Source organism: Vibrio sp. D431a (assembly GCF_030248655.1).
Taxonomy (GTDB): Bacteria; Pseudomonadota; Gammaproteobacteria; order Enterobacterales; family Vibrionaceae; genus Vibrio; species Vibrio alginolyticus.
In genome coordinates, this window is record NZ_JAHGAP010000015.1 from 44290 (window position 1) to 62487 (window position 18198).

13 protein-coding genes and 1 tRNA gene are annotated in these 18198 nt (G+C 46.0%); 7 read left to right on the forward strand and 7 right to left on the reverse strand.

From position 1 onward, the window contains the following. The first annotated feature begins 143 nt into the window (after positions 1-143). Positions 144-1493, forward strand: coding sequence for a sigma-54 dependent transcriptional regulator (locus KJB35_RS13195; protein ID WP_064354482.1), 1350 nt, complete (start codon positions 144-146; stop codon positions 1491-1493). Positions 1494-1536: 43 nt separating this feature from the next. Here KJB35_RS13195 and KJB35_RS13200 read toward each other — a convergent pair whose 3' ends face one another. Both KJB35_RS13200 and brnQ read right to left on the reverse strand, forming a co-directional pair. After that, a complete protein-coding gene (locus tag KJB35_RS13200; RefSeq protein ID WP_213907727.1) occupies positions 1537-2745 on the reverse strand; it encodes a GGDEF domain-containing protein in 1209 nt (402 codons plus the stop codon). Between the two features lie 103 nt (positions 2746-2848). Continuing rightward, positions 2849-4159 (reverse strand): branched-chain amino acid transport system II carrier protein, encoded by a 1311-nt coding sequence (gene brnQ / locus KJB35_RS13205; protein WP_064354484.1) that lies wholly within the window; start codon positions 4157-4159, stop codon positions 2849-2851. A gap of 836 nt (positions 4160-4995) precedes the next feature. Between brnQ and KJB35_RS13210 the strand changes: the two genes are divergently transcribed. From KJB35_RS13210 to lhgO, 3 genes are all read left to right on the forward strand, one after another. Then, positions 4996-6006, forward strand: a complete 1011-nt coding sequence (locus KJB35_RS13210; protein WP_285357855.1) for a TAXI family TRAP transporter solute-binding subunit — start codon at positions 4996-4998, stop codon at positions 6004-6006. A gap of 88 nt (positions 6007-6094) precedes the next feature. After that, positions 6095-8218, forward strand: coding sequence for a TRAP transporter permease (locus tag KJB35_RS13215; protein ID WP_213907728.1), 2124 nt, complete (start codon positions 6095-6097; stop codon positions 8216-8218). A gap of 8 nt (positions 8219-8226) precedes the next feature. Then, positions 8227-9453 (forward strand): L-2-hydroxyglutarate oxidase, encoded by a 1227-nt coding sequence (lhgO, locus tag KJB35_RS13220; RefSeq protein ID WP_213907730.1) that lies wholly within the window; start codon positions 8227-8229, stop codon positions 9451-9453. 65 nt (positions 9454-9518) lie between these two features. On the opposite strand, the gene KJB35_RS13225 is transcribed toward lhgO, so the two are convergent. From KJB35_RS13225 to KJB35_RS13235, 3 genes are all read right to left on the reverse strand, one after another. Further along, positions 9519-9923: a hypothetical protein gene (locus tag KJB35_RS13225; protein WP_054574501.1), complete on the reverse strand. Its 405-nt coding sequence runs from the start codon at positions 9921-9923 to the stop codon at positions 9519-9521. A 174-nt stretch (positions 9924-10097) separates the two neighbouring features. Continuing rightward, positions 10098-11096 (reverse strand): cytochrome d ubiquinol oxidase subunit II, encoded by a 999-nt coding sequence (gene cydB / locus KJB35_RS13230; protein ID WP_085569246.1) that lies wholly within the window; start codon positions 11094-11096, stop codon positions 10098-10100. A gap of 10 nt (positions 11097-11106) precedes the next feature. Beyond that, positions 11107-12495, reverse strand: a complete 1389-nt coding sequence (locus KJB35_RS13235) for a cytochrome ubiquinol oxidase subunit I (protein ID WP_017635517.1) — start codon at positions 12493-12495, stop codon at positions 11107-11109. A 159-nt stretch (positions 12496-12654) separates the two neighbouring features. Between KJB35_RS13235 and KJB35_RS13240 the strand changes: the two genes are divergently transcribed. Next, positions 12655-13899 (forward strand): NADH:ubiquinone reductase (Na(+)-transporting) subunit B, encoded by a 1245-nt coding sequence (locus KJB35_RS13240; RefSeq protein WP_186585526.1) that lies wholly within the window; start codon positions 12655-12657, stop codon positions 13897-13899. Positions 13900-14197: 298 nt separating this feature from the next. Next, positions 14198-15598 carry a tryptophanase gene (locus tag KJB35_RS13245; RefSeq protein ID WP_053307136.1) on the forward strand — a complete coding sequence of 467 codons (1401 nt, stop codon included), beginning with the start codon at positions 14198-14200 and terminating at the stop codon, positions 15596-15598. A gap of 78 nt (positions 15599-15676) precedes the next feature. Here KJB35_RS13245 and KJB35_RS13250 read toward each other — a convergent pair whose 3' ends face one another. Together KJB35_RS13250 and KJB35_RS13255 are read right to left on the reverse strand one after the other, a co-directional pair. After that, positions 15677-16288 carry a DUF2913 family protein gene (locus tag KJB35_RS13250; protein WP_005374167.1) on the reverse strand — a complete coding sequence of 204 codons (612 nt, stop codon included), beginning with the start codon at positions 16286-16288 and terminating at the stop codon, positions 15677-15679. 32 nt (positions 16289-16320) lie between these two features. After that, positions 16321-16404: transfer RNA gene (locus KJB35_RS13255), tRNA-Leu, on the reverse strand. Between the two features lie 561 nt (positions 16405-16965). On the opposite strand from KJB35_RS13255, the gene KJB35_RS13260 reads away from it, so the two are divergent. Beyond that, entirely contained in the window at positions 16966-18174 is a 1209-nt protein-coding gene (locus tag KJB35_RS13260) for a NupC/NupG family nucleoside CNT transporter (RefSeq protein WP_017635515.1), read from the forward strand. Positions 18175-18198 lie beyond the last annotated feature (24 nt).

Consider the following 18198-nt stretch of genomic DNA (forward strand, 5'->3'; position numbering starts at 1 on the left):
ACCGAGAGTCATTAAAGAGTGCGCCTAACTGGTTGGATGTTAAAGACTTGTAAGCAAGAAGTGAGATCTAGCTCCTTTTCTCCTCAGTGGTTTTTGCTACCGTTAGCAAAGAGCGATTTCTATTCCACCTACGGTAGTAACTCATGGCTTTTGACGACACCCCTAAAATTGCACTTATCGAAGACGATGACATTGTTCGTCAGGCTACCAGTCAGTGGCTGCAACTGGCGGGGTTCGACGTGACCGCATTCAGTTTAGGAGAAGAGGGGAAAGCGGCCATTCTTAGCCAAGAATTTGATGCGATTGTCAGTGATGTTCGCCTGCCGGACACCGACGGCTTGTCGATACTAGAAAGCCTGATTGCTAATCACATCCCAACGCCAGTTATTTTGATCACCGGACATGGTGATGTCGATATGGCAGTTGGGGCGTTGCAAAACGGTGCGTTCGATTTTATCGAGAAACCTTTCCAACCTGAGCGCCTATCCCAGCGAGTGACCGATGCGGTCGAGAGTTATCGCGCACAAACGTCTACTCAAGATCGCCAAGAGTATCTATCTAGCGTTAGCGGCTTAGAAGAAGTGCTGATTGGCCGAAGCCGTGTGATGCAACAGCTTAGAGAACAAGTTGCCAAGTTAGCACGCATTGATACTAACGTGATCATTTACGGCGAAACAGGTTGTGGTAAAGAGCTGGTGGCGACCAGTTTGCATAATGAAAGCCAACGCAGATCCTATCATTTTGTGCCAATCAACTGTGGCGCTATTCCTGAGAACCTGTTTGAAAGTGAGCTGTTTGGACATGAAGCAGGGGCATTTACCGGAGCGGGTAAAAAGCGCATTGGTAAGTTGGAATACGCGGATAAAGGCACTTTATTCTTTGATGAAATCGAGAGTATGCCACTGTCTATGCAGGTGAAAGTGTTGCGTTCATTACAGGAACATACGGTTGAGCGCGTTGGGGGTAACCAACAGATCTCGGTTGATTTAAGAGTGATCGCCGCCGCGAAAGAAGATCTCAATGAGCATGACGAGTTTCGTCAGGATTTGTACTATCGTCTTAATGTGGCGCAGATCTATTTGCCTCCGCTACGTGAGCGAGAAGAAGACGCGTTGATCTTGTTCGAACACTTTGCCCTGAAAAGTAACCCTGAGAGTCGTCCGCTGAGTGAAGCCGATAGAAAAGCCATTCTTGCTTACGCTTGGCCCGGTAACGTGCGTGAGCTTAGAAATGTAGCAATGCGTTTTGCTCTGGATGAAACCGTCTCCGTGATGGAAATTCTCTCCAGTCGACCATCTTCTACAACCGAAGAGACACAAGCAGGCGTTCCGTTGGCGATTCAGCTACATAATTTTGAGCGTAAAGTGCTGCATGATTCTTTAGTCAGGCATCATGGACGCATCAATGAGGTGATGCAGGAGTTGGATTTACCACGTCGAACCCTTAACCAAAAGATGCAGAAGTTTGGTTTGAATCGCTCCGACTATACTTAGTGCGATTTCTAGCTAATTCGAAATCACTGGCATAACAAACATGTTATGCGCTTTTGGCAGGAGCTGGGACAAACTTATAATTTAGGTCTTTACCTTCTCCAAACAAGGTAACGAGGTTCCTTCCTGTATGTTTAGAGCTATATAGCGCTTCGTCTGCTTCAGCAAGCGCCTCTTGAAGTGATTGCCCCTCAGATAACTGACTGATACCAAAGCTCATGGTCACTTCAGTTTTAAATGATTGCAAAGCGGTTTCAGTTTCGACCGCAAGGCGAATTTGCTCTGCGAAAATTTTGGCTTGCTGTGCTTTTTCGAGCAAAACAATCATGAACTCGTCACCACCAAATCGCACAATGCAGGCTGACTCAGGAAGATGCTTTTTAAAAATAGTGGAGATCGTTGCCATGACGGAGTCGCCAACCGTGTGACCATAGTGATCATTAATCGCTTTGAACTTGTCGACATCAGTCATAATAATGCTGATTGCTTGGTTTTTTTTATGTGCTTTACTAACCAAGTTTGGAACGATTTCTTCCATGGCTCGACGATTATCTAGCCCTGTGAGTGCATCTAAATGAGAGAGAGCATTAATGGATTGCACCAAGCGTCCGTTAATTAACCACAGCATACTAAAGCTCAAAGCAACGATCAGGCAGATGCTAAATAAGAAAGTCAGCTGATGGATAAGGCCTGCGACCATAAAACTTGGTAACTCACCTGAAAAAGTACTCCAAAGCGCCCTAAATCCCATAAAAAAACTAAATCCAAAGAAAGAGTAAGCCATTGCTTTAACAGGGAGCTTTAAGTCCTTTTGGGTACCTTTAAGCATGGCGACACCACTAAAGAAGGTGACGATACAAATATACGTGCTCAGATAAATAATACGGCTTTTGATAGAAGGGTCATGGAAGGTGAAATAGTAAAATGAACCACTAAAAACAGGTGTTAACAAGGTGAGACAGTGAGCCAATTTTAAAGGGTATTGACGAAAAATGCTTACGCTATATAGCGTAAGCAAGAAGCCGACTAATATGAGAGTGTTGGCTATGACGATGGTCAGCCAGTCTGGCGCAGAGCCTCTAAAGCCAAGTAAAAAAGGACCTAAACCAATAAACAGTAGTGATATCGAGAAGGTTTTTAGGCCTTTGACTCTACCCTGAGTGTATTGATAACAAAGCAGACTAATAGAGTAAATGCAAGAGAACAGAATAACGATAAAGTTCAGTGTTCTGATGTCTAGATACTGATTATCCATAGGCGACCCATATCAATCTTTCATTCAGGCAACTCCTTTGCCTGATATCAATAAGCGAGCTACATAGTAACTCACTTATTGAGCGATGTCTTATGTTAAACGGCTATTCATTCACCAGCTCGAATTGTTCGGTTTGGTTGGTTTTCGTCGTAAACAGCAGACCAACAATCATCATAAATACGCTAGGCATAATCCAGCTAGCAAAGTCATTGTACAGAGGCATGTAATTACCCATCCACTCATCGGTGGAATCTGGCATGTAACCTAGGATGTGCAGCGCATCAACACAACCAAACGTTAAAGCAGTGAACGCCGTCGCTACCACCATGATTTGTGACATCTTGTTGCGCACTGGTGCCATGACCATCAACGCAATCGCGACTGGGTGAAGCGCCACAACCGCTGGCAATGTGATAGCCAATAGTTGCTCTAGACCTACGTTAGCGATCAAACCTGCCAATACCATGGTCGTGATAACGCAGCCTTTGTAGTTCACTTTGCTGAAAGTGTTGTCGTAGAACTCACTGCCTGCGGTGGTTACGCCGATAGCAGTAGTCAAACACGCCAATACCATCACGGCCCCTAGTAATAGTGAGCCAAATGCGCCGAAGTGGCTAAAGGTGAATGCCGTTAAGATGTCGCCACCGTTACTGAATTCAGAGCCTAAGTATGAGCTTGTTGAGCCAATGTAAGCCAATGAGATGTAAACAAATGCCATGGCAACCGCGTACATTAAAGCAGCAATTAGTGTGTATTTTGCAGTGGCTTTCGGGCTATCCACACCCATGCTGCGAATCGCGCGGAAGATAATCCAACCAAAACCGATAGAACCTAGCGCATCCATGGTCATGTAGCCTTGGGTCAAGCCTTCAGCAAATGCGCCAGATACGTATGGTCCTGTTGCGGTAGTTAGCTCACCTGCAGGAGAAATCAAAGCCGTCACAGACATGATGATCAAGATACCCATCAAGGCAGGCGTTAAGATCTTGCCTAGGTTGTCGACCAACTTACCCGGATATAGGGCAAATAGAATGGTGATAGCACAGAAGGCAATAGTGAAAGGCACCAAAGCGGCATCACCAAACATTGGTGCAAAGCTAAATTGGTAAGCGACGGTAATCGCACGTGGGATCACGAACGCAGGGCCAATCACGATAAACACCATCACCCAAAAACTGGTCGCCAAAGGTTTAGGTAGGGCAGCGGTTAATTTGTCTGAACCGTTTACGATAGCCACCATCACCAGTGCCATCGCAGGCAGACCTACACCCGTCAAGAGGAAGCCAGACATCCCGCTCAGAAAGTTTTCACCTGCTTGGTAACCCAAAAATGGAGGGAAGATCAGGTTACCCGCGCCTAAGTACATGGCGAAAGTCATGAAGCCCAAAGCGGCGATATTGCGTGCGCTTAACATTGTTATTCCTCTTATGTTTCGCTTGGAAGAAACTGAAAGGAATGGGAGGAGTATGTGGTGTTCCCGTCAGCTTCTTCTCAAGCTGACAGAAAGTTTAGATATAGCCTGTCAGCTCTGAATCAGTTTCAGAGAGAGCAGGAGGATCGCAGCAGCAACGCCAGATGGGCGTTTTAAAGCGAATTGTAATTGCGCAGTTGCTGACATGGGTGATCCTTAAAGACGAAAAAATACCAAGGAATACGTTTGCCTTGGCGTGTTGTTACACTAACGAACATAGGGCCATTGGCACAACCCCGAAGTAGAAAATAAGTTGATACGGTCAATGTTTATTTCTGAACTGGTGGATCGAGCTGCTTTTTAAATTAAAAATTAGAATAAATGACTTTTCATTTTTGTAACATGGCTTTCTTTGCTGTATTTTTGTGCTATTTGTAGTCGTTTAGGCTATAAACCTCAGCTGATAAATTGAGCAGTTTAGAATGATGCGCTTTTTCTTCTTATTGTTAAGACGCTCATTAGTTGCAATTCAATCCAAAATTGCATCGGCAAAATATTGCTTATTAGTGAATCGTGCATTTATTTTGTCTTGATCACATTTTATTAACCTTTTGCGATCTAGGCGTGCAACCTTCTCCTCTTCAATGAGCAAGATCTTGCTCATTACTTTGCTATCAAATCAGCATGATTTTGCTCATTTTTGATGTCTTTCAGCTCTTAGTTCAATAAATACAAAGGGTTAAAAGTTGGCATTTCAATTGCTCTAGGGAATGTGTTGTTAATAAAGGTTTAACATGATGTAAATCCCCAATCGTGAAACGACTACACGGAGAGTAATAATGAAAATGAATAAGCTGGTAAAAGCTTTGGCTGTCGCTGTGACTTCTTTTGGTATTGCTGCTAACGCTGCGGCAGAAGATCGTAGCTATATTCTTGCAACGGCATCGACAGGTGGTACTTACTACCCTGTGGGCGTAGCGTTGGCGACGTTAAGCAAAGTGAAGTTGGCACTAAAGCACCACTTCTCCCTTTCTGCAATCAGCTCTGCGGGCTCTGGTGAAAACGTTAAACTGCTGAATGAAAACGAAGCACAGTTCGCGATTCTACAAGGTCTTTACGGTGCGTGGGCTTGGTCTGGTGAAGGTCCTTATGAGAAGAGCGGTCGCCAAGAACAACTGCGCTCAGTCTCTATGCTTTGGCAAAACGTTGAGCACTTTATTGTTCGCTCTGACCTAGCAAAAACGGGCACAGTGACTGATCTGAACAACCTAGATGGCAAGAAGTTCTCTATCGGTAAGAAGAACTCAGGAACTGAGAACTCTGGTCGCCAAATCATGAAAGGTCTGAAGGTCGACCCTGATAAATTCAATCTTGCTTACATGGGTTACGGCGGCAGTGCGAGCGCACTTCAAAACGGCACCATTGACGGCATGAACACGCCTGCGGGTGTACCTGTTGGTGCGGTCACTCAAGCTTTTGCTGCGTTGGGTAAAGACATTTCGATTCTTTCGTTTACTGACGAACAAATCAAAGAGGCGAACGGCAATTACAACCTATGGACGAAGTACGAGATCCCAGCGAACACGTATCCAGGTCTAGATAAGCCGATCACTACCATTGCACAGCCAAACTTCTTGGCAGTTCGTGAAGATATCTCGGAAGAAGACGTTTACCAGCTAACCAAAGCAATTTACGAGAACCTGCCTTTCCTACAAGGCATCCACAAAGCAACAAAAGCAATGGCGATTGAGAAAGCGATTGCTGGCTTGCCAGTGCCTCTTCACCCAGGTGCGGCGCGTTACTACAAAGAAATGGGCATCGAAATCCCATCAGACTTAATGGCGAAATAACGCCAACTTCGCCCCGAGTTTTGGCTCGGGGCATTTTATCCCTACCGATTTCTAAGATGGAAAAAGCCGCCAGAGCTTGGAGTATGAGATGAGCGACTCAATAGAAAAGGAATTGCAGAAGTTTGAGCTGCCCACGCGCACTGATTTTCCGTGGGTAACCACCACAATTACAGTGTTTGGCGTGGTGTTGTCTGCTTTGCACATTTGGTTTAATACCTTATCGACGTTACCAGAGTTATGGATTTCCGCGACCCACTTTGCTGGCTTTGCGGTGATTTGTGCGCTTTGGTATCCGGTTCATATCTCTCTTAAGCAGAGTAAGATTGCACTCGGCATCGATGTGTTAATTGCTATGGGCGCGGTCGCGTGTTTGCTCTACATTCCCTATGCCGAAGATGCGCTGTATGAACGCGGTGTGAAGTTCGTGACCAGCGATTGGGTCTTCGCCATCATGGCAATCCTGATTGTGATTGAGCTGATCCGACGCACCATGGGTTGGTTTATTCCAGTGCTGATTGTGGTGTGTTTAAGCTACGTTGTGCTTTGGGGTAAGTGGGCGACAGGTATTTTCCACTTCCCGGGTTTGAGCATGGAAACCTTGCTCTACCGTAGCTTCTATTCTTCTGAGGGCATGTTTGGCTCTATTTCGCGCATCAGTTGGACTTTCGTATTCATGTTCATTCTGTTTGGTGCGTTTCTTGTGCGCTCTGGTGTCGGTGATTACATCATCAATGTGGCACGTGCTGCGGCTGGCAAAATCATTGGTGGTCCCGGTTTTATCGCAGTGATTGGCTCGGGATTGATGGGCTCAGTATCTGGATCTAGTGTGGCAAATACGGTTTCAACTGGTGTTATCAGTATTCCTTTAATGCAAAAAGCAGGTTTTCCTTCGCGCTTTGCGGCGGGAGTTGAAGCTGCAGCGTCGACAGGTGGTCAGTTGATGCCACCAGTGATGGGGGCGGGTGCTTTCATCATGGCGTCTTACACGCAAATTCCTTATGTCGATATCATCGCAGTTTCTTTCATTCCTGCTCTTATTTATTTCTTATCTGTTGCGTTCTTTGTGCGTATCGAAGCCAAACGCAGCGGCGTTCAAAAAATCACGACCAGCGATGAATCTCTATTGAAAGTGCTGATCAGCGGTTGGCACAACCTTATCCCGCTGGCGGTGTTGGTTACTTTGTTGGTTCAAGGCTTTACGCCAACTTACGCTGCTGGCTTGTCGATCATTTCTGTGGTGGTGGCTTCTTGGTTCTCAAAAGATCACAAGATGGGACCAAAAGCGATCATCGAGGCACTTTCACAAGGTGCGAAAAACATGGCGACAACCGCCGTATTGCTGGTGGGGATTGGTCTGGTGATCAATGTGATCAGCACAACGGGTATCGGCAACACGTTCTCATTGATGATCGATGGTTGGGCGAATGGTGACTTGTTCATCATGATCGTTCTGATTGCACTCGCTTCTCTTGTTTTGGGTATGGGTTTACCTGTGACAGCGGCGTATATTGTATTGGGTACACTGTCTGCCCCTGCGCTTTACAAGTTGATTGCGGAAAACCAACTGCTTGAATTGATGGTGTCAGGTCAATTGCCTGAACAAGCAAAAGCGATCTTCATGTTAGCGGCGCCAGAAAAGCTGGAACTGCTTAATGCACCAATGGCGTTGGAAACCGCGAAAGAAATGGTGGCGCTAGTACCTGCGGACTTTATGGAAACCCTACTAGAGCAAAGTTTGGGTATGGAAGCGGTAGGCTTGGCATTGCTGGCTGCTCACCTCATCATCTTTTGGTTATCGCAAGACAGTAACGTTACACCACCAGTGTGTTTGACCGCTTTTGCAGCAGCAACCATCGCCAAAACACCACCGATGCGCACTGGTTTGATGGCGTGGAAAATCGCCAAAGGTTTGTATCTTGTACCGCTACTTATTGCCTATACAGGCTTGGTCAGTTGGGATGTGACGTCGGTAATTACCGTAGGCTTCTTTGCCATCATCGGTACCTATGCATTGATTGGTGCGATTGAAGGCTACTTGGAAGGTCCTCTAAACATTCTGACGCGTCTCTTGTTGGTAGTGGTAGGTACATTGCTAGTTTGGCACGACATCCCAATGTTGGTTCGTGTGGCAAGCTGTGCGGTATTTGTCGCGGTGTTCATTTACAGTGGTCGCAAGTTCAAATTGCAACAATCTCAACTATCGGTTTTATAAGAGGTCGTATGAAATCAGTCTATGACTACATCATTGTTGGTGGCGGTATCGTTGGTGTGTCGACAGCATGGCAACTACAGCAACGTCATCCAGACAAATCCATTTTATTGGTTGAGAAAGAGTCCGGTTTTGCCCAGCACCAAACCGGACACAATAGCGGCGTGATTCATGCCGGGGTGTACTACGCACCGGGCAGCTTAAAAGCGGATTTTTGTAAGCGTGGGGTAGAGCGAACCATTTCGTTCTGCGCCGAGCACGATATTCCGGTGGAGAACTGTGGCAAGTTACTGGTTGCGACCAATGAGCAAGAAGTCGAACGCATGAATGCTCTCTATGAGCGCTGCCATGTCAACGGCATCGACGTAAAGCTACTCGATGAAGTCCAACTTAAACTGGCTGAACCAAACATCACGGGATTGGGCGCGATTTATGTCAAAACCACCAGTATTGTGGACTATCGTTTGGTCACTGAGCAGATGGCGGAAGAGTTCAAAAAGCTCGGTGGTCAAATCAGCCTGAGAACCAAAGTGGTGGCTGCCGAAGAGAAAGACGAAGAAGTTCAATTGACCTGCATTGCAGACGGGCAAACCATGCAGCTCAATGCCAAATTCTTGGTCACTTGCAGCGGCTTGATGGCGGATCGTATGACTAAGATGATGGGTATTCCAACCGATTTCCAAATTATCCCTTATCGTGGTGAATACTACCGCTTAGATAGCAAACACGACCAAGTGGTGAATCATCTTATTTACCCAATTCCCGACCCTGATTTGCCATTCTTAGGTGTCCACCTGACTCGCATGATTGATGGCAGTGTGACCGTTGGTCCAAACGCGGTGCAAGGCTGGAAGCGAGAAGGGTACGACAAGGTTAACTTTAGCCTGCAAGATACCATGCAAATGCTCAGTTTCTCCGGCTTTTGGAAGGTGACACAAAAGCATCTAAAAACCGGACTGGATGAGTTTAAGAACTCGTGGTGGAAGCCGGGTTATCTCAAGCTGGTCAATAAATACTGCCCAAGCATCAAGGTCGATGATCTCAAACCATATCCTGCGGGTATTCGTGCGCAAGCGGTGTTATCCGATGGCACTTTGGTTCATGACTTTTTGTTTGCCGAGAGCGCAAGAAGCCTGCACGTTTGCAACGCACCCTCACCCGCAGCGACATCTGCGATGCCCATTGGGGAGTACATTTGCGATAAAGTGAATGAAAAGATAGAGGCGAAAACGGTATAAAACAAAGGCGACGTAAAAAACAAAGGCGACGTAACGGTCGCCTTTATTGTATTTGAATCTGGGATTTAGGAGTTGCCATCTTTAGGGCAGAGTTCCCCTTTCTTTGCGTGTCTTTCTATCATGTAATCGCCTCGGGCACTGTGCAATACAATTGCATTCCAGACTTGACCATCTTGCAACTCGAACTCAAACGCATAATGGGTGCCGCCGACCATTTTCGTTCTCACCTCATGAATTGCTTTCAATTTATCATCGGCATTCATTTGATAAAGCACCATGTTGAGTGAGCGTCTGGCGTCAGGAGTTGCCTCAGCAAGTTGCCAATGGCTCTGTTCGTTTGTTGCGGAGCAAATAGACCGCATTTTACTTTTCATGGCGGATGACATCTGCTTGTCTACGGCCAATGCATTTGGTGAAAACAGTGGAACCGTCAAAGGAATCAAAGTTACCAGAAACCGCTTTAAGGTCATAAAAACACTCCGTTGTTTTACTCTTGCTTGAGTATAGACCTCAATGGCTTCAGATGTGGTGCAGTAGACTCTGGGCCTACAATATCGCAGTTCGTATCAACGAACTGATGATAAACAAGGCGACCACGCTTACCAGCCAAATGCCAATGAACCACAAAATGGGTTTTAGTTTCATCAGTGATATCCTTCTCCACGTTTCATCTTGCCGCGGAAAACCCAGTACGAATAAGCCGTGTAGGCTATGATCAGAGGAAGTAATACCACCGCACCGGTAAGTAAAAATGCCAAACTCTTATCTGGCGCGGCGACGTCTTGATAAGTGAGTGCGAATGGGACCAAGTAAGGGAATGTACTGACACCGAAACCCATCGCGGACACAAGAAACAGGCCGATCGCAAGAACGTAGGCTCGGACGGCTTTGTGGTCGAGTAAGGCTTTGAATAACTGCCAAATAAGTGCCGCTGCAATAATTGGTAAAATGAAAAACAGTAGCGAGTTTGGTAATGAGAACCAACGTTCAAATACGATATTTTGGCTCAATGGCAGCCACAAACTGGCGATGAATATACAGGTTACCATCGCTAGTCCCCATCGTCGCGCGACCACGTAATAGCGCCCCATCAGCTCTTCTGGAAGCTTGATTAATAACCAGCATGAACCGAGCAGAATATAAGCACAAACAAGCGCCAAGCCACAAAATACGCTAAATGGTGAAAGCCAATCAAACCATCCACCTGCGTATGCTCGTTCACTAACCTCTATACCTTGGAGCAGGGTTCCGAGCATAATGCCTTGCATCAATGCTGCGGTGAGTGAACCAATGAAAAAAGCGCTATCCCATAAAAACTTTCCGCGTTGTGTTCGGAAGCGATACTCAAAAGAAACCCCGCGCAGAATTAATCCGAGCAGCATTAAAATCAGAGGAGCATAGAGTGCTGGCATAATGACCGCGTAGGCGAGGGGGAACACGGCAAAAAGCCCACCACCGCCAAGAACTAGCCAAGTTTCATTCCCATCCCAAACAGGAGCGATGCTGTTCATCATCATGTCGCGCTCTTCATCGTCATTAGCGCTGAGGAATAGGATACCAATACCGAGATCAAAGCCATCTAACACGACATAAATCAGAACGGCGAGCCCAATCAAAGCGTACCAAATTAATGCGTAATCCATGAGTTAGCTCCTAGGTTAGATGGTTAGAATGTGTGATGGCATCAGTTTTCGTGCCATCAGGAAGTCGGCTATCTAGACCTTCTTCATATCGAGTTGGAGACTTACGCATCAAACGTAGGAGATAGAAGAAGCCAGCTCCAAAAACCACAAAGTAAACCACGATGAACGCCGTCAGGGAGACGCTCACCGCGGCGGCATCAATAGGCGATGCCGAATTGGCTGTGGTTAAAAGACCGTATACGGTGTAAGGCTGTCGACCGACTTCGGTAGTTATCCAGCCTGCTAAAACTGCAATGAACCCCGCTGGGGCAAACAGCACACAAATACGTTGAAGTGCCCTCGAATCAAAAAGTTTGCGACGCTTTCTTAGCCAAAGGCTCCACAAACCAATAACAAGCATGCCAAAACCAAGCGCGACCATGACTCGGAAAGACCAGAAAACGATAGAGACAGGAGGGTGTTCCTCCTCTGGAAAAGCATCTAATCCCTTCACTTCACCGTTGAGGTCATGAGTTAAAATCAAACTACCGAGTTTGGGGATTTCCAGTGCGTATTCCATGCGTTTTTCTTCATCGTTAGGGATACCGAAGAGGATCAATGGCGCGCCTTGGTGAGACTCATAGTGCCCTTCCATCGCGGCGACTTTGGCGGGTTGATGTTCAAGGGTGTTTAAACCATGCATGTCTCCAGCAACGATTTGAATTGGTGTCACGATGGCAGCCATCCACATTGCCATCGAGAACATAATTCTGGCTAGAGGGTTATGGTTTGCTTTTAGCAAGTGATAAGCGGCAACGCCGGCTACAACAAAAGCAGTAGTAAGGTAAGCGGCGAGCAACATATGAACGAGCCGGTAAGGGAAGGAAGGGTTGAAGACAATCGCCCACCAGTCTTCTGGGATAAACTGTCCGGCTTCGTTGATACTGTAGCCCGCTGGTGTTTGCATCCAACTATTAACAGAAAGTATCCAAAACGCAGACAAAAACGTCCCGAATGCAACAATACAAGTCGCGGCGAAGTGAAGCTTCTTACCCACCTTATCCATACCGAAAAGCATCACGCCTAAAAACCCCGCTTCGAGGAAAAACGCAGTAAAAACTTCATAACCCATTAGCGGGCCTAGGATTGGGCCTGTTTTGTCGGCAAACACGCTCCAGTTAGTACCGAATTGATAGCTCAACACGATGCCACTCACCACACCCATACCAAAACTGATGGCAAAGATTTTGAGCCAGTACTTATAGATTTGCATGTACTGTTTGTTGCCCGTTTTTAAGTACAAGCCCTCTAATACAGCGAGATAACTTGCCAAACCGATCGTAAAAGCTGGAAAAATAATGTGGAAAGAGACAGTAAAGGCAAATTGGAATCTAGCTAGGTCAATGGCGAGTGTGTCCATGAGCGGTCCCTTTTTCGTTGGATAAACTGTTCGCTGGATTTAAAGAGGAGACAGAAGAGTGGCGAACAAGGTGAAATACGAAGAAGGAAGACGAAGAGATTAAAAAACGATCGCTTTTTACACATGTGCGTACCATCTTTTAGATAAAGGAGGAGTGTTATGAGCCTTAAACATTACTTTGAGAAAGCGACACCTAAGTTTGGTCCAGGTGGGAAGTATCACAAGTTCTACCCACTTTTCGAAGCTGTCGAAACCATTTTTTACACGCCTGGTAAGGTAAACCAGGGCATGACTCACGTTCGAGATAGCATCGATTTAAAACGTATTATGATCATGGTGTGGCTGGCGGTCTTCCCTGCCATGTTCTGGGGTATGTACAACATAGGCCAGCAAGCGAGTGATGCCTTGTTGTATGGAATGGAACAAGCCTCAGCTCAGCAAGCGCTTGTTTCTTCATGGCAACTGAGTTGGGTATGGGGCTCGTTAGATGCGGTTTCACAAGCGGGGTGGGAAAGTAAAATGTGGCTTGGTGCTACTTACTTTCTCCCGGTTTATGCGACGGTGTTTATCGTTGGTGGTTTCTGGGAAGTTCTGTTTGCTATTGTGCGAAAGCATGAGGTGAATGAAGGTTTTTTTGTCAGCTCTATACTCTTTGCGCTGATCCTTCCTCCGACAATTCCACTATGGCAAGCGGCTTTAGGTATCACTTTCGGTATTGTTGTGGCGAAGGAGATTTTCGGTGGTACTGGACGAAACTTCCTAAATCCAGCTTTAGCAGGGCGAGCGTTCTTATACTTTGCCTATCCTGCCAACATGTCCGGTGGTGCTGTGTGGGTCGCGGCTGATGGTTACTCTGGCGCTACTCCACTTAGTCAATGGTATGAAGGCGGGCAAAGTGCTTTGATAAATAATATGACAGGACAAACAATTTCATGGGGAGATGCTTTTGTTGGTAATTTACCAGGCTCGATGGGTGAAGTCTCTACGTTGTTGATCGCACTAACAGGCTTGGTTCTCATCTTTATGAAGATTGCATCGTGGAGAATTGTTGCGGGCGTGTTGGTCGGTTTAATCGGAGCTTCATTACTATTGAATGCGATCGGTTCAGACTCTAACCCCATGTTCTCCATGCCGTTCTACTGGCACTTCGTGATTGGTGGGGTTGCGTTTGGTACCTTCTTTATGGCGACAGACCCTGTCTCGGCAGCTTTTACCAATAACGGGAAATGGGCATACGGAGTATTAATCGGCGTGATGACGATTTTTATCCGAGTGCTGAACCCGGCTTATCCAGAAGGCATCATGTTAGCGATTCTATTTGCTAACTTATTCGCGCCACTTTTCGATTACCTAGTCAAAGAAAGTAATATCAAACGCAGAATGAAAAGGGCGAGACCTTCTTAAAATGAGGGTGACCTCACTGAAAATTGATTGAAAACTGCACTATATTGAAAAGGTCAGAGACATGGGGTTTCTGACTTTTTATTTTTATCAGGAGGACGAAGACGATGAGAATAAAGGATATTCTCGATAGCCGTTTGGTGCTGTCGTTCTGGTATAACCTAGACTACTGCTTGTCTCTTCTTAGTAAAATCTCTTCTCGTTGATTTCCTCAATGCAATCGCATTGAAAAGCATTCTATCTATTTGTTTTTTAGTCTTACGTGAAACTGCGTAGGGCAATGCGTATAAGGAAATTAACAATGAAACGTATTCCAGAACCTTTCCGTATCAAAATGGTTGAGCCAATCAAAATGACGACTTTGGCAGACCGTGAAGTCGCGTTAAAAGAAGCGGGCTATAATCCATTTCTTCTTCGTAGTGATGATGTTTATATCGATTTGCTGACTGACTCTGGCACTGGTGCCATGAGTGATAATCAGTGGGCTGGCATCATGATGGGGGATGAATCCTATGCGGGGAGTCGAAATTACTACAACCTGTGTGATGCAGTGGAGCACTTCTTCGGTTATAAGCTCACCGTGCCTGCACACCAAGGGCGTGGTGCCGAGCAAATTTTGTTCCCAGCTTTGATTGAGCGTATGCGTCAGGTGCGTGGTGGCGAAACGCCAGTATTTATCTCGAACTACCATTTTGATACCACAGCGGGTCACATTGAACTCAATGGCGGTAAAGCGATTAACGTGGTAACGGAAGAAGCATTCGACACCACTACGCCTTATGATTGGAAGGGCAATTTTGATATCGATAAGCTGGTGGCAACAATTGAAGCGCACGGTTCGCATAACATTTGTGCAATTATCACCACGATTACTTGTAATAGCTCCGGTGGTCAGCCTGTGTCGATGGAAAACATGCGCAGTGTGTACGAGATTGCAACCAAGTACGATATTCCAGTGGTGATTGACTCGGCTCGTTACTGTGAGAACGCCTACTTTATCAAGCAGCGTGAAGCGGGTTACGAGAATAAATCGATTCTGGAAATCATCCGTGAGATGTACCAGTACGGTGATATGCTCACCATGTCAGCTAAGAAAGACCCGATGGTAAACATTGGTGGCATGTGTTGTATTCGTGATCATAAGGAGTTGTTCCAGGCGGTGCAGACGCGCTGCGTACCCATGGAAGGATTTGTAACATACGGCGGCATGGCTGGGCGTGATATGGAAGCGCTCGCTCGCGGTTTGTATGAAGCCGCGGATGAGGATTTTCTTCACTATAGAATTAGCCAAGTTCAATACTTAGGTGAGCGCTTACGTGAAGGCGGTATTCCGATTCAATACCCAACGGGTGGTCATGCGGTGTTTGTGGATGCCGCTAAGATTTTGCCACATATTCCAGCGGATCAGTTTCCTGCGCAGGTATTGTGTAATGCTTTGTACTTGGAAGCGGGTATTCGAGCAGTAGAGATAGGATCGTTGCTGCTTGGTCGAGATCCGGAAACGGGTAAACAAAAAGTGTCAGAGCTTGAGTTGATGCGTTTGACCATTCCACGTCGTGTCTACACAAACGATCATATGGATTACATTGCGGATGCGATTATCGAACTGAAAAATCGTGCACATGAGTTAAAAGGGCTCACTTTCGAGTACGAGCCACCAGTGCTGCGCCACTTTACTGCTCGATTTAAAGAGATCGATTAACTCAAGTTTAAATCTAGATAAGCAAAAGGCCGCGAGTTTCGCGGCCTTTTTCGATTCGTTTATTTCTTAGCGTTACACTTACGCCAACTCTAATGTGATGCGAACGAACTGGTCGTCTTGATACTGCACTTCATAATTGAAGGTACCACTGGCGTAAATGCTGCCAAGAAAAAGTGAACGTTGACTCATTGGTCCGCGGAACAGCATCGAAATAGGAGCGATTAGGGCGTTATTATCATCGAAGTGCTGATTTAAGTTCTCAGAAAGCACACACAGCAAACAGCCGTGTTGGTCGTGAGATAAGTCGACGTCTTCCGGTCGAGATAATAACACGGTAGTCCCCAGTTTCTTCTCAATCTCGTTGATCAGCAGCAAGTAGCTATCTAGATCGGGTTGAGGGTTGCTGGGTTTGTCTGCACCGACGCAGCGCTCGAGTAATGCTTCCAGATTTCCGTTCTCACCTTTTGCCTGCTGAGTCAAAGATTTTAACGGCTTTTTAATCAGCTTATAGCGATTACTCTTCAGTTTTGGTTTCAGCCATTTCTGAAGTAAGTCATTACGTTCTTTAAGGGAGAGGCCATGCGAGGACGCGTGAATTTTAAAGTGCAGGTGTAATAAAGCGTGAACCGCAAGCTCACTCAGAAGTTGATTAGCATCTGTAGACTGTCTTGCCTGCTTAGAACTTTGCATTACACTCGAACAAAATTAGGGAAGAAGGATAATGGTGCCGAGAGAGGGACTCGAACCCTCACACCAAAGGCACTAGCACCTCATGCTAGCGTGTCTACCAATTTCACCATCTCGGCATCATGATGCTCTGAATACTCAGAGGCCTCGAAAGAAGCAACGCGAATTGTATAACCAAAATCCACCTGTTGGCGAGAGCAAAATGACGAATTTTGGCTCTTTCGAGTTTGATTGCATATTTATTGGTCACTTTTATGTTTTTTACCATCAACGCCTATCCTTATGCCCTTACTTTTATTAATAGTATGACGACAAAAGAGTACTTTTGCCTAAATTTTGAACGCTTGAACGTTTGCGTAAATAAATGTGATGAATATCTCTTTTTGTTGGCTATACTTGCGTCCCGTTTAAGCGGGAATTAGGGTTTAGTTGTTCAGGACCCTTACCCATACAAGCCGTCACATGGAGCAGGCCAAGCAACATGCTCGCCAGCAGTGAATGACCCCACGGACCGGACCAGCTACGTTCAATTGCTTGTATAAGGTAAAAATAAGATGTCGAACTATTCGTTCTGTCTACATTCTGGATCTAAAAGTGAGTTATCACTCGCTGCGTTGTCCCTTTCTTCTGCCAATTCCTTTGGCTCTTTTTTCTTTTTCAACGTTTAGTAGGTCCAGCTCATGAGTGTTCTATTTAGTCTATTTGGTATTGTTGCACTGCTAGGTTGTGCTTTCCTACTTTCTGAGGGTCGTTCTTCCATTAATTGGAAAACTGTATCTCGCGCCTTGATGCTACAAATGGGGTTTGCTGCTTTGGTGCTCTATTTCCCGTTGGGTCAAGCGGCGCTGGCGAGTTTAAGTAATGGGGTCGCGGGGCTACTCAGCTTTGCTGATGAAGGGATTAAATTCCTCTTTGGTGACCTCGCTTCTTCTGGCTTTATCTTCGCTATTCGTGTCCTTCCTATCATCATCTTCTTCAGTGCTCTTATCTCCGCCCTTTACTATTTGGGCATTATGCAAAAAGTGATTCAATTTATTGGCGGCGCTATCCAGAAGTTCTTGGGTACGAGTAAAGCAGAGTCTTTGGTTGCAACAGGGAACATCTTCTTATCTCAAGGCGAGTCACCACTTCTTATTCGTCCATTTCTTTCTAACATGACTCGCTCTGAACTGTTTGCCGTGATGGCTGGTGGTATGGCTTCAGTGGCGGGCAGTGTGCTTGGTGGTTATGCTGGTTTGGGTGTCGACCTCAAATACTTGATCGCGGCAAGCTTTATGGCAGCGCCAGGTAGTTTGATGATGGCAAAAATTATCGTTCCTGAGCGTCAAACGCCAAGCGATTACAACAATATTGAGCTAGATAAATCAGAAGAAAGCAACGTAATTGATGCGCTAGCAAGCGGTGCTATGGGCGGTATGAAAGTTGCTGTTGCTGTTGGTACCATGCTTATCGCTTTCGTGAGTGTTATCGCGATGGTGAACACGGGGCTAGAAAACTTGGGTGAGATACTTGGTTTCTCTGGCGTAACGCTACAAGCGATTTTTGGTTATTTGTTTGCACCTCTCGCATGGTTGATTGGTGTGCCAAGCCACGAAATCCTAGCTGCGGGTTCATACATTGGTCAGAAAGTGGTGATGAATGAGTTTGTTGCGTTTATCGATTTTGTGCAGCACAAAGCGACACTGTCTGAGCATACTCAAATTATTATCACTTTTGCGTTGTGTGGTTTTGCGAACATTGGCTCAATTGCGATTCAGTTGGGTTCTATCGGCGTGATGGCACCTGAGCGCCGCAAAGATGTTGCAAGTCTAGGCCTAAAAGCGGTTGCTGCTGGTACACTCGCTAACCTGATGAGTGCGTGCTTAGCGGGCATTTTTATCTCTCTCTAATTTAGATTGAAGATACACACTAAA

Excerpts from the sequence above, each read along its gene's own strand:
- KJB35_RS13215 (WP_213907728.1), top strand. The coding sequence starts at position 6,095 with ATGAGCGACTCAATAGAAAAGGAATTGCAGAAGTTTGAGCTGCCCACG.
- KJB35_RS13225 (WP_054574501.1), bottom strand. The coding sequence starts at position 9,923 with ATGACCTTAAAGCGGTTTCTGGTAACTTTGATTCCTTTGACGGTTCCA.
- KJB35_RS13245 (WP_053307136.1), top strand. The coding sequence starts at position 14,198 with ATGAAACGTATTCCAGAACCTTTCCGTATCAAAATGGTTGAGCCAATC.
- KJB35_RS13195 (WP_064354482.1), top strand. The coding sequence starts at position 144 with ATGGCTTTTGACGACACCCCTAAAATTGCACTTATCGAAGACGATGAC.
- KJB35_RS13200 (WP_213907727.1), bottom strand. The coding sequence starts at position 2,745 with ATGGATAATCAGTATCTAGACATCAGAACACTGAACTTTATCGTTATT.
- cydB (WP_085569246.1), bottom strand. The coding sequence starts at position 11,096 with ATGGATTACGCATTAATTTGGTACGCTTTGATTGGGCTCGCCGTTCTG.
- KJB35_RS13210 (WP_285357855.1), top strand. The coding sequence starts at position 4,996 with ATGAAAATGAATAAGCTGGTAAAAGCTTTGGCTGTCGCTGTGACTTCT.
- KJB35_RS13250 (WP_005374167.1), bottom strand. The coding sequence starts at position 16,288 with ATGCAAAGTTCTAAGCAGGCAAGACAGTCTACAGATGCTAATCAACTT.
- KJB35_RS13235 (WP_017635517.1), bottom strand. The coding sequence starts at position 12,495 with ATGGACACACTCGCCATTGACCTAGCTAGATTCCAATTTGCCTTTACT.
- brnQ (WP_064354484.1), bottom strand. The coding sequence starts at position 4,159 with ATGTTAAGCGCACGCAATATCGCCGCTTTGGGCTTCATGACTTTCGCC.
- lhgO (WP_213907730.1), top strand. The coding sequence starts at position 8,227 with ATGAAATCAGTCTATGACTACATCATTGTTGGTGGCGGTATCGTTGGT.
- KJB35_RS13240 (WP_186585526.1), top strand. The coding sequence starts at position 12,655 with ATGAGCCTTAAACATTACTTTGAGAAAGCGACACCTAAGTTTGGTCCA.
- KJB35_RS13260 (WP_017635515.1), top strand. The coding sequence starts at position 16,966 with ATGAGTGTTCTATTTAGTCTATTTGGTATTGTTGCACTGCTAGGTTGT.